This window comes from Burkholderia torrens (genome assembly GCF_984668525.1).
In genome coordinates this window covers 75644-89176 of sequence record NZ_OZ480213.1, presented here as the reverse complement: position 1 = coordinate 89176, position 13533 = coordinate 75644, and the positions used below count along the sequence as shown (strand labels likewise).

Here is a 13533-nt window from a genome sequence, read left to right as displayed (position 1 = left end):
CGAGCAGATCGCGCGAACCCAGCCCGAGTTCGTAGAAGCCGAGGTGCGTGGCAATCGAGGCCGCTTCGATCGACAGCATCTCGCCGATCCAGATGCGCAGCAGCGCCGCATAGGAGCCGGCCTGGGCCAGCTCGACCGTGGCGGCCGGCGCGTCGGCCGAACGCGCGTCACCCGTCGGCCGTGCGCGCGGCAGCAGCAGCCGGGTGATCAGCTCGGGCTGACGGATCCGCTTGCAGGCGAGTCGACGAAAGCTCGCGCAATGCCGTCCATCGCAGTCGTACAGGTCGTAGTCGTTGCTGATCACGTCGCCCGTCGCGGCCAGGACTTCCGTACCCGGCGCATGCAGGAAGAACTGCTCCGACAGCGGCGCGACGAGCCGCACGCGGTCGATCGAGACCGGAATGAACGGCGCATCGAACGCAGCCTCGGTTTGCGCGTAAGCGGCGATCGTCGCGGCGTCGAGTGCGGCCGGATGCATATGGAATCCCGGTTCCGGCGGCACTTCGAGCCGCAGCTCGCCCAGTAGCGCGCCGCCGCCTTTCCATAGACGGCCGGTGCAGCGCATCGGCGCGCGATGGTCGATCCGTTCGAGCCGGGCGCGACGGTACATCTCGCTCATGTCGAGCGCATCCGTCATGCGCGCCTTCAGCGCGGCAACATCGAGCGCGGGCGCCGGCGGGTCGCGATCCACGACGAGCACAGCGCGCATGTTCTCGACGAATGCGCCGTCGTCGCCCCAGACCCGGCTGTCCACCAGCACCGAGCCTGCATCGCCTTCCGGGAGCCAGATTCGCACGCGCAGTTCGCGATCGCCATCTGCCGACGTGACGACGGGTTCGCTGAACAGGACCCGCTCCAGCGCGTATCCCGTCCACGCATGTCCGCGGGCCTCGAGCACCCGCGAAGTCAGGTCGAGAAACACCACGCCGGGCATCACGGACACGTCGTGGACCCGGTGGTTCTGCATTACGAGATCGGTATGCGCGAGCCGCAGCGTACAAAGAATAGGTGGGTTGTTCACGATGTCGTCAATTCAGGGTAAGAGGCGACGTCACCGAGCGCATCTCCGAACTGGAGGCTCAGCAACGATGAAGGAGCAGCCGCGCGCGCGGCTTCGGGTGCCGGCGACGGGGCGGGCGGCCGTGCGCTCGAGCGCCGCCCATCGCGTTCGAGCCACAGGCGCCGGCGGCGCAGCACCGGCGGCGCGAGCGGGACCCGCACGGGCGCGTGCACGGGCGCCTCGCCGACGATCACGTGCGCATTGCTGCCGCCGAGACCAAACGCGCTGACACCGGCCACGCGTGGCCCCGGCAATGGCCACGCGGCACACTCGCGCGGAATGAAGAACGGCGAATGCGCCAGGTCGAAACGCGGGTTGGGCGTGTCGCAGAACAGCGTCGGCGGAACCCGCCCCTGCTCGACCGCCAGCACCGTCTTCGCGAGACCGGCGGCGCCAGCCGCGCTCAACAGATGGCCGAGATTGCTTTTCACGCTCGCGACCGCGCAGTAGCCGCGCTGGGTCGTGTCGTGCCGATAGGCGTCGTTCAGCGCTTTCAACTCGATCGGATCGCCGATCTTCGTCGCGGTGCCGTGCGTCTCGACCATGCCGATCTCGTCCGGACGTCGCGCGGCCCGGGCCAGCGCCGCGCGAATCACGTCCTTCTGGGCGTCGGGATTGGGTGTGGTCAACCCCATCGTCCGGCCGTCGTTGTTGATCGCGCTCGCCTCGATGACCGCGCGGATCCGGTCGCCGTCGGCCAGCGCGCGAGAGAGCTTCTTGAGCAGAAACACGGCGCAGCCCTCGCCCGGCACGAAGCCATCGGCGTAGCGATCGAAGGTCCGGCAGCGTCCCGTCGGCGACAGCGCGCCGGCGCGTGTGAACTGCACGTAAACCTCTTCGTCGAGCAGGACGTCGACGCCGCCGGCAAAGGCCAGCTCCGCGTCGCCCGACAGGATGGCCTGGCAGGCCTGATGCAGCGCGCTCAACGATGACGAGCACGCCGAATCGATGACCATGTTGGCGCCGCGCAGGTCGAGGAAATGCGCGAGGTGGGCTGCGATGAAGTTCTGGTCGCCGCCGAGCCCGGAATCGAGCCCCGCGTGCTCGACGCGCTGCCCGTACCGGCCCATCCGCGCGCCGACAAACACGCCCGTATTGCTGCGCCGCACGTCGGCCGGCTCCCGACCCGAATCGGCGAGGCAGTTCAGCGCCACTTCCATGAACAGGCGAATCGCCGGGTCCAGCGCCAGCGCCTCCTCCTCGCCGAGACCAAAGTAGTCCGGGTCGAACGTTTCGATATCGTCGACGAAGCCGCCCCAGCGCGACACGCTGGAGCCGGGCGCGCCAGCCGGATCGAACAGCGACGCGGTATCCCAGCGTCCCGCCGGCACCTCGGTGACGGCGCAACGACCGTCGGCGAGCAGGCGCCAGAACGCCTCGACATCGGGCGCGCCGGGCAAGCGCACCGCCAGCCCGACGACGGCCACCGCATCCCGGGCCGGCGTGACGGACGCCGTTGGGTCCAACGCGGACATCGGCGCGGTATCAGGCATCGGCGCAGATTCGTCGCGCGTGCTTCGCGGCGCCCCGACCACCGCCGACGGACTCGTCGCGGCGGGCGCCGCGTGAGCGGACGGAGATCGGTCGCCGGTGTCGCCGTGCGCTTCGTGCGGCGCGGCGATCCCCATCGACGACAAATACGCGCTCAACGCATCGACCGTCGGATGCTCCAGCAGCAGGCCCGGTGCAAGCGGCTCACCGATGCATGCCTCGATATCCTCGACGAGCCTGCCCAGCATGATCGATTCGACACCGAGTTCGGCAAAGCTCGCCGATGCCGGAATTCGCTCGATCGGCAGGCCGGTGCGTTTCGCAAGCACTTCCCGCAACCAGTCCGGAGCCAGCGCGCCGGATTCGTGCACCGGCGATGCGGCGTCGGGCGCAACCGGAACGGATGTCTCCGCCGTGGCAGGCGCCTCCGCCACGGGGCCGGACGCGAGCAGCGCGGCATCGACCGGACAGTACCGGGCCGATCCCGACAGCGCGACAGCCCGCCACAAGACGTCGAATGCCTCGGCATCCGACAGCAGCGGCAGCCCCTGACGCTGCATCGCCGCCATCGCGGACGCATCGACCCGCGAATCCCGCCAGGCCGGCCACGCGATCGACTTCAATTGCGGAAACCCGCGCCGCTGCCATTGTTCGGCCAGCCGGTCCATCGCGCGATTGGCGGCCGAGTAGTCGCCCACGCCGGCGCCGACCGCGTCGACCACGGCCGAAATCGACGAGAACAGCACGATGAAATCGGGCTGCGCCGTCGCGACGCCGCGCAGCAGCGCGGCCACGCCTCCGGCCTTCGGCGCCATCACGTCCGCGATCGCGTCGGCGGGCCGGTCGACGAGCGCGCCATGGCCGCGCGCGCTCACGCCGGCGCAATGAAACACGCCGCCGAGCCGGCCCAATTCGCGATCGATCGCCGTCAGCCAGTGCCCGATCGCCACCTCGTCCTCGACGCACGCGTAATGGACGACGACGCGAGCACCTTGCCGTTCGAGCGCGCCGACGAGGGCGTCGGTCTCGGCCGTGCGGGTTCGGCCCAGCAACGCGATGCGACGCGCGCCGCATCGCACCAGTTCGAGCGCGAGCCTCGCGCCGATGCCGCGCGTGCCGCCTGTGACTGCGTAAGCGCAATCGGCGCGCGGCCGCCACGACGAGGGCGCACGTTCGACGGGCTGCCAAGCCGGCACGAGACGGCCGAGCGGCGAGAGACAGAGATCGCCCGCCGTCGGGCGCGCGACCTCGCCGGCCAGCATGGCCGACAACGCTTCGCATGCCGCACGATCCTCGAGCGCGATCGGTCCCACGTCGACGACCGAGCATGTGGTCCCGCGGTGTTCCGCGGCGAGCGCATCGAGCAGGCCCGCCAGCTCCGCGCCGGAGCCGCTGCCCGGTTCGGCCGACGGACCATGCAGCCCGCTGACCACCTGCACGATCCGCAGCGGGGCGACGGCCGACCCACGCGCGAGCGCCGCGCAGATCTCGAACGCGGGCTGCCAGGCGCCGCCGCCGGCTTCGAGGTCGGTCAGGATCAACACGGTCGTGGGCCGCTCGCGCATGCCGGCATCGGCCCCCTGCCGAACGTGCATGCGGCGCGGCGCGAGCCGGACCGCCAGTGCGTCCGCCAACGCGCGCGTCGTCTGGCCGGCGATGCAGAGCACCGGGCCGTCGTCGTGCCCGCCGGCCGCTGCAGGCGGATCACCGGCGGGTCGCCACACGCGCTCCGCGAGCGGAACGGGTGGCGCCGGCGGCGCCACGCCATCGTCGACCGCGTCGATCCAGCAACGCATCCGCGTAAACGGATAGCCGGGAAGCGTGGTCCACGCCGCGGCCCGTGGCCAGTCGACGTGCTGGCCGGATACCCACGCGCGCGCGAGCGCGTCGAGCGGCAGGCCGGCATCGCACGATGCGGCCTGTGGCACGGCGCGGCCGCGCACGCCTACGGCCTCGCCATCGGCGAACGCCCGCAGCAGCACGATCGCCGCGTCGATGCTGTCGCACGGCGCGGCCCAGCGCTCACGCAAGGGCTCACGGCCCAATTGCAGCGTGGCGGCAACCTGCGCCAGCGACGGCGTTTCCTGGTCACGGCGTGCGAGGAACGCCGCCAAGCGGCCCGCCATCAGCCGCAGCGCGTCGTTCGTGGCGGCCGACAGCACGAGCAGCCGAGGCCCCGCCGCGTCGGCGGCTGCCTGCGCCAGGTCCGGCGCAGCCTCCAGTACGACATGTGCATTGCTGCCGCCGGCGCCGAATGCGCTGACGCCGGCACGCCACACCGGCCGACCACCGTCGATGCGCGGCAGCCACGGCTGCGGCGCCTGCGGAACGACGAAGCGCCGCCAGTCGATGTCGGGATTCCCGGCTGCCGCATGCAGCGACGGCGCCAGCGTCTTGTGACGCATCTGCAGCAATACCTTGGTCAGCCCGGCGATCCCGGCGGCGGCCTCGAGATGCCCGAGGTTCGACTTGATGGAACCGATCGCGAGCGGCGCGGGTGCCTGCGCAAGCGAGAACGCCGCGTCGAGCGCGCGCGTTTCAATCGGATCGCCGAGCGCCGTGCCGGTGCCATGGGCCTCGATATAGGACACGCTGTCGCCCGCAACGCCGGCGTCGTCGAGCGACGCGCGCACGAGCGCCGCCTGCGCCTGCGGATTCGGCACCGTGTAGCCGTTGACCTTGCCACCGTGGTTGACTGCGCACCCGAGCACCACACCGTGCATGCGATCGCCCGCCCGCTGCGCATCGTCGCGCAAGCGCAGGATCACGACGCCGGCGCCCTCGCCGGGGATGAAGCCGTCGCCGCCCAGCCCGAAGCTGCGGCAGCGCCGATCGCTCGCGGTCATCCCCATGCGCGCCTGTTGCACGAACTTGTTCGGATGCAGCGCGAGACTCGCGCTCCCGACGATTGCGAGCCGGATGCGGCCTGCGCGCAGTGCTTCAATCGCGAGCTGCATCGCCGTCAGCGACGACGAGCACATCGTGTCGACGGTCAGACTCGGGCCGCGCAGATCGAGATGGTAGGAAATGCGATTGGCCATGCCGGCCGGCGTGGCGCCCGCATCAACGAGGTGCTCGGGCGTGCCCGCCTCGATACCAAGCAGCGGATAGTCGTTGTGCATCGCGCCGATGAATACGCCGACCTCGCCGTCGAATTCGGCGCGCAGCCGGGCCGGCGGAAAACATGCGTCCTCCAATGCGCGCCAGACGGTTTCGAGCAGCACGCGCTCCTGCGGATCCATCCGGTGCGCGTCGAGGGGGGCGATGCCGAACACGAACGGATCGAAGCCGGCCACGTCGTCCAGGAACGCGCCCTGCATCAGCAGCGCGTGACCGGGAACATCGCGGGCCCGTTGCGGCGGCAAGCCGCCGACCAGGTCGGCGCCGGCGACGAGCCGCTGCCACAGCGTGTCGACGTCGTCCGCGCCCGGGTATCGGCCGGCGAGGCCGATCACCGCGACCGCGCGATCCGCGTGGGCCGTGCCGAATTGCGCCGCCTGGGCGACGACGGGGGCGGCGACGGCACCGGGGGGCGGCGCACCGAATTCGGCGAGGCGCGCCGCGACTGCCGCCAGGTCGCGGCACTCATACAGCAAGGTGGCCGGCAGCGACGCAGCCGGCGCATGCCGTGATAGCTCCGCGACCACGTCGGTCGCAATGCGCGAATTCAGACCGTAACGTTCGAGTTCGACGTGGTCGTTCAAGGACGGCTCCGCGATCCCGCTCGCGCGGGCGAACGCGGCACGCAAGCGCGCGCGCCAGTCCGGCCCCGGCGCGTCGGCAGGCGCGGCCGCGGTCGCCGGTGCGGGCGCGGGCGCATCAAGCCAATACGCGTCGCGCGCAAACGGCGACGTCGGCAACGGCACCCGCGGCGGTACGACGCTCCAGAATGTGCGCCATTCGATCGTGTGGCCGGCGAGCCAGTCCTGCAACGCGCCGCGAAACCCGGCGGCCTGCGTCGCGACGCCGAATGTGTCGGCCGCCGCGCACCCGACATGGACACGCGGATCGCTGCTGCTGCGCAGGTACGCGCGCAGCAGTTCGATGGCCTCGTCGCGATCGGCCGCTTCGATCGCCAGCCGATATTCGCCATGGGCCCGGGCGAGTTGCGAAGTGCCGCACACGCCCTCCCACGAATCGAGGTCGCGGGCAGTTTCGAGCGCAGCGAGCCAGGCATCGGCCAGCGCCTCGAGCCGCGCGACCGACGGTGCCGACAGCAGCATCACGCACGGCCCCTGTGCCATGACGTGCGAGCGGGCCGGGGGCGCGGCCAGAATCACCTGCGCGCTGGCGCCGGTGCTCCCGATCGCGTTGATCAGCAGATGCGAGCCTCCCCGCCGCGCAGGCAACGCAGTGAGGCCGCGAACCATGCGCACCGGCCCCGCGTCGATCTCGACGAGCGGCGAGCTCGACGGCGCGACGAGGGTTGGCGCGAGCATCCCGGATTCGAGCTGGAGCAGTACCTTCGACATCTGCGACAGGCCGGACGCCGCCTCGAGATGGCCGATGTTCGGCTTGACCGTCCCGGCCAGCACGCCGTCCTCAAACACGCGCGCGAGTGCCTGCCACTCCGCCGCATCGGATACCGGGCCACCGGCGATCGCGCATTCGACGTAGTCGATCTCGCCGCTGTCGAGGTTCGCGCGACGCAGGACCGCGCGTAGTCCCGCCTCGATGGCCGCTTCACTGGGGCTGCCGTAGGCGGCGCGCGCGCCGGATTGTTCGAGATGAGTGCCGAGGATCTGCGCGAGGACCCGGTCCGCGTGCGCATCGGCGGCGTCGGCGCGGCGCAGCAGCAACGCGCCCGCCCCTTCGCCGATGACCCAGCCGGTGGTGTCGCCGTCGAACGCACCGGCAGTCACGCGCGCCGCGACGAAGCCGAGCGCGCTCAGCGCGTCGATGTGCGACGGATGCGCGACCAGGTTGACCGCGCAGACGACGGCGCTGTCGCAGTCCCCGTTCGCCAGCGCGGTACAGGCGAGATGCAGCGCGCTGAGACCCGACGAGCACGCGGTGTCGATCGCGAGGCTGGGGCCGGTGAAGCCGAACACGGCCGAGATCCGGTGAGCGATTTCCGAACCGCTGGCCGTCATCGCGGCGACGCGGCCCGCGGCGCCCACACCGTATTGCCGGTAGTCCTGCCACAAATGACCGACGAACACGCCGGTCCGCTCGCCCGCCTGTTGCAGCGAACGCGCGTCGTGCCCGGCCCGCTCGAGACACTCGCGCACGACTTCCAGCAGCAGCCGCGTTTGCGGGTCGAGCTGCGCGGCATCATTCGGCGCGATCGAGAATGCAAGCGCGTCGAAGCCGTCGATCCGGTCGAAAAAGCCGCCAGCCAGCCGGTGATGCGCGCCGATGCCGTGACGGCGCGGTGCCTCGCGCAGCGCGCGCTCGCCATTGCTGAGCAGCGCCCAGAATGCGTCGGGCGTCGCCGCGCCCGGATAGCGCAATGCGTGACCGACGATCGACACCGGCGCGCGCGGCTGGCCCGCGGCATCATCCGTCATCCGCAGCGGCGCCGGAACCCCCGGTGCCGGCGCGTAGGCGACCGGCCCCAGCAGGAAGCTGTGAAGCACGGTCTGACCGGCGTGCAGTTGCAGGTTCGCCTGCACGTCCGCCGTGTCGAAGCTGCCGATCGGGCACAGTCCGAGGCCGCTCTCATGTTGGCCCAGCATCAGCAACTGGCCGATGTATCCGGCTTCGAGCAGCAGAAAGCGCTCGGCGTCCGGACCATAGAGCGGCGCGATCGCGCGCGGCTCGCCGACGAGGAACAACGCCATCGCGGCCCGGTCGCGCAGCGGCCGGTTATAGATGAACTGCGCTTCGCGCGCGAACGTCGTGGTCCGGCCGATTCGCACGAGCGCCGCGGCCGCGCTGTCGAACCAGTAGTAGCCGGCATCGAAGCCGTCCACCCGCCCGACGTCGAGCCAAACATAGATCTGCACGCCGTAGGTGTCGCCCGCAGACGGATAGAGCCGCGCGTCACGCGTGCCGGAGCGTCGGCGCGCCAGCAAGCCGAGCAGCCGGCTCAATTGCGCTTTCGATACGGCGCCGTCGGCGAGATCGCGCTGCGCGCCTCGCCAGGCGAACCACGACTGCGGCAGATCGACCGGCGGCAACGATGTACGTGCCTGTCCGTCGAGATCCGCACGGCGATTGAGACCGGCATCGAGGAACGCCTGCTTCGCGACGGGATCGAGCACGTCCACGCGCTCGTGGTCCGCCGGCCGGGCCGGCTCAGGGTGCCGCGCCGCGACCACCGGGCGGGGCGATGCGTGAGCCGAGGGCGCCGCGCCGGCCAGATGCGACTGGAGCATCCGGGCGATGCCGGCCACGCTCGGGTCGCGCGTCAGCCATTCGACCTGCAGGCGCACGCCGTAGTCGGCGCGCAATGCGCCGCTGACCTGGACCATCGTGAACGAGGTCGCGCCCTGTTCCCACAGTTCGCGAGCCGGGTCCGGTTCGCGTCCGAGAAAGCGCGCGAACAACTGGCCCAGTTTGCCGGTCAGGGCATCGAGGTCGGGCGCCGCGGCGGCCTCGCTCGACGGCGCGCAGACCGCGACGGTGGGCTTCGCGGCCACGGGGTCCATGCGATCCGCATGTGTCGGGGGGGCGGCGCCGGTTCCAGCATCGGCCCTTGCCGCGGCGACGCTTCCCGCTTCGGCCGCGACGCACACCGGCGTTCCGCTCTCCGGCAACGGCCACGGCAACGCCTGGCGATCGAGCTTGCCGTTGCCGGTCGCGGGAAAGCCGCGCATCACATGGACGAAATTCGGCACCATGCTCGCCGGAAGTGCCGATTGGCTGAACGTGCGCAACGCGCCCGGATCGAGTTCCGATTCGCTGTCGACATAGGCGACGATCTTCGCGTCGCCGGACGGATCCTGCCGCACCACCACGACCGCCTCCCGCACGCGCGGATACTGGCGCAACGCATGCTCGATCTCCTCGAGCTCGATGCGTACGCCGCGCACCTTGACCTGACGGTCCACGCGGCCGCAGAACGACATGCTGCCGTCCGGATAGAACGACGCGCGATCGCCGGTGCGATACATCCGCGCCGTCGGGTCAGCCACGAACGGATCGCGCACGAAGCGCTCGGCGGTCAGTTCCGGCCGGCGGTAATAGCCGAGGCTCAAAACCGCGCCGCCGATGAAGAGCTCGCCCTCGACGCCGTGCCCGCACGGCTGTCCTGCCTCATCGAGGATGTAGTAGCGCGCGTTGTCGATCGGTCGTCCGTACGGAATGCTGCGCCAGTCGGGGGCGATCTCGCCGACCTCGCGGAAGTTGGACCAGACCGTCGCCTCGGTTGCGCCGCCAAGCGAAACGAGGCGCGCGCGCGGAAACGCGGCGGCCAGCACGGGTGGCAAGGACAGCGGCGTATAGTCGCCGCTCAGGAAGACGAGGCGCAGCGCGTCGCGCGCGGCGCCGACCGGCAGATCGTCGAAATGGCGGCTGACCTGATCGAGCGTGGTCGGCGCCGAATTCCAGAACGTCACCGGATAGTCGGTCAGGATCGCCGCCAGCAGCGCCGGGTCACGTTGCTCGGACTCGCTGGCAAGATACAGCGCCGCGCCGTAGCCGAGCAGGCCCAGTATGTCGAACACCGAAAGATCGAAGCCCAGCGAGGTCACGCAGATACCGAGGTCGTCGCTGCCGAAGCGGTACCGGCGCTGGCACCAATCGAGCAGGTTCAGCAGCGGCCGGTGGCTGACCGCCACGCCCTTGGGCTCGCCCGTGCTGCCCGACGTGAAGATCACATAGGCGAGCGAATCGACATCGTTGATCACGTCGGGATTGCGATCGTCTTCGGCGCCATGAGGCAACGCGTCGACGGCCACGCAGCAAACCTGATCCGGCAGCGTCGCTTCGGCGGGGCGCGTCGACAGGACGAGCGCGAGCCGGCAGTCGGCCACCTCGATCATGCGTGCCGCGCGCGCGGCCGGCAGCAAAGGCTCGACCGGCACATAGGCGGCACCGGCCTTGAGCACGCCGAGCGTTGCGGCGATCAACGCCGGCGTGCGCGGCATCGAGATGGCGACCGTCGTGCCGGGGCCGGCGCCCTGTTCGCGCAAACGGCGCGCGATCGCGTTGGCCCGCCGATTGAGCTGCCCGAACGTCCAGGGCTCGCCGTCGCGCCAGTACACGGCGGGCGCATCGGGCCGCGCAGCCGCGGCCCGTTCGAATGCGAGGTGGACCGGCTGCAACGGCGCCGCCGGCAGCGCCGTCGCCCCGCCAAGCACCTGCGGATTGGCGAGCACATGCGCGAGCGCCGCGCGATAACGCTCGAACGCGCGCCGCGCGGCGTCGGGCGCGAAATCACTTTCGCGGCAATCCCAGCCGATCAGCAGGCGATCGTTGACCGACAGCCCCACCGCATCGACCGAAATGCCGGGCGTCGCGGTACGCCAGCGCAGCGTGTTCGCCACGCGTTCGTCAACGCGGCCCCATTCGACGATGCCCGTATAGACGACCGGCAGTGCAAGCGGCTCGCCCGCCTGCGCATTGCGCACCGACAGCGCGCCGAGACCTTCGATGCCGCCGTGGGCGAGATCGTCGGCGCGGCGTTGCCGGATCGCCCGTGCCAGTTCCGGCAGCGGCGCGCGCAAGTCGATCGCATCGGGTTGCGCGCCGTCCGAAAAGCTCAGCCATGCCATCTGCGACGCTTCGCCAGGGCGAACACCGTCGTCCTGCAGCCGGCAGCACACCACCGGCAGCGCAAACGGCCGCGACGCCTCGGGCCGCCACGCCTCGGCCATTGCCGCCACGAGCACGTCATCCGCATCGACGCCGGCCTCACGGCACGCGTCGAGGAATGCGCCGTAGCCGTCCAGCACGGCCTCGAGGCGCGTCCAGGGCGACCGCGCGGTGGCGCCCGAGACCCGGTCCGGTCCCGCCGCGAGCGCGGGCATCCTCGCCGGCCAGTATCCGTCACGCATCGTGACGGCCGGCCATGCCACCTCCGCGGCGGCGGCGCGAACGAATGCGCCAGTGCCGCCGCACAACCGGTCGGCAAGCGACGCCACGAGCCCGTGGATGCTGCTGGCATCGAGCATCAGCAGGTCGAAACAGACGTACAGCACGGCGCCGCCGGACGGCGTCGCCAACAGATGGGCCTGCTGCAGCGGCCAACGACCGGGCGGGAACGGAAGCGTCAGCAGGGCCCGCTCCAGGGCCTCGCCGTGCCGCGTCAGCGCCGCCTCGGCAACCTCGGTGACACCGAGCCCCGCGACGACATCACTGGCCGCATGGATTCGCACGCCCCCATCGGTTCCGACCTGGCTGCGCAGCGCGGGCGTCGCGGCGACGAGTTCACGCCAGGCCGCCTCCACGCGCGTGCGATCGAAGCCGCTCGCGTCGAACGAAAACACCGCGCAGCACGGCTCGGCGTCAAGCGCGGCACTGCGCTCGACGAAATACGCCTGCTGCAGCCGGTTCAGTGCGGCGCCCGCCGATGCGCTCGCGCCGACCGCGCTCAATCGCGCGAGCAGCCGGTCGAGACACAGGCCGGCCGCCCCCGGCGGAAGCATCGCGTCGGCCACGTCCCAATGCAGTCGCAGCGCGCCGTCCGCTTCCCACATCTGATGCTCGAGCGCTACGCCCGAGGTCTGGCAACTGGCGGCGCGCGGGCGCAGCGCGGCCTGCGCGCCCACCTCGATGCCGAGCAGGCTCGTGAAAACCACGGGCAGGCCGCGCGCGGGCGCCGACGCCGGGCTTTCGCGTAGCGCGACCACGGCCGGGACCGCGCCGTGCGCGAGATGGGCCCACACCTCGCGATGCAGCCGCACGGAAAACGCGTCGACGGATTCGTGCGCATCCCGCGCGACTGGAACGATCATGCTCGACGTATAAGGGCCGATCAGGTCCTGCGCCGCCAGCGGCAGGCGCGATCGATCGCTCGTCGTCATCACGAACGAGGCGGACCCGGCGCGATCGATCTCCAGCACGACCTCGGCGAACGCGGCAAAGACCAGCGACGTCGGCGAAATGCCGAGCCGCTCGGCCTCGCGCTTCAGGCGCTGCCAAATGGCCGGCGACAGCTCGGCCTCGATACTTCGACGTGCGAACGGAGCCGGGCTGCCGGATGCGGCGCGCCGTTCAGCCAGCGCCGCCGTGACCTGCCGCACGAACGGTCCGGGCGGCGCATCGGCGAGCACCCCTCGCCAGTAGTCGAGCGAAGCCCGCGGCAATGGTCCGCCGAGCAGATGTGCGCACTCGGCGGGAGTGACGGCCGGGGCCTGCAGCACGCACCCCGTTGCCAGGCTCAGCCATTGCCGCAGCAGCAGTTGCAAACCGAAGCCGTCGAGCACGATCGCGTCAAGACTCATCTGCAGCGAGACCCGTCCCGGCGAGCTGACGATCGCGACCGCCACCGGGCGCGCCGGCATCCGGTCGGCCCGCGCCCACCATGCGTCACGCCGCGCGGCGAGCGCGCCGTCATGCGCGTCGTCCGCAACACGGTCCACGTCCAGCGGCACGTCAGCGCCCGGCACCAGCGTGCCATCGTCCGCCAGCCGCACCGACAGCATCGGCTGCAGAGCGACGAGCCGCGTCCAGCCGCTGGCCAGCGCATCTGCATCGATACCGGCCACGTCGAACTCGCGATAGAGATGGCAGCCAGCCGGATCCGCGCTGAAGTCGGGGTCGGCGGTCACGAGAAACGCCTGTTGCAGCGGCAGCAGCGGCATCCCGGCCCCGCTGTCACGGGCGTCGGGCGTTGACGCGGACGCGCAGGCGGTGTCATCGCGCCGCGCGCTTGCGATCCCATCGGCCAGTGCGGCCAGCGTCATCCCCGCGCCGAGATCGTCGACCGACACCGGCGCACCGAAACGTGCCTGCACCTCGAGTACGAAGCGCGTGGCCGCGAGCGAGCCGAGCCCTTGGGCAACGAGGCTCGCGTCGACGTCGAACTGCGTCCCGGGGCTGCACGATCGAAGGATGTCCTGCAGCGTATCCAACACGTCGAGCGAATTGTTCAT

The 13533-nt window shown here is 71.1% G+C and carries 2 protein-coding genes (1 of these 2 running past the window's edge); both read right to left on the bottom strand.

Annotated elements, in window-relative coordinates:
• Nucleotides 1-1021 carry the start of an SDR family NAD(P)-dependent oxidoreductase gene (locus AC5LXX_RS30935; protein WP_493413935.1) on the bottom strand. The gene continues 19784 nt to the left of window position 1, outside the view, so the window shows 1021 of its 20805 coding nt (coding positions 1-1021); the start codon lies at nt 1019-1021; its stop codon lies beyond the left edge, outside the window.
• Nucleotides 1018-13533 carry an amino acid adenylation domain-containing protein gene (locus AC5LXX_RS30930; protein WP_493413934.1) on the bottom strand — a complete coding sequence of 4172 codons (12516 nt, stop codon included), beginning with the start codon at nt 13531-13533 and terminating at the stop codon, nt 1018-1020. The genes AC5LXX_RS30935 and AC5LXX_RS30930 overlap by 4 nt, the downstream gene beginning before the upstream one ends.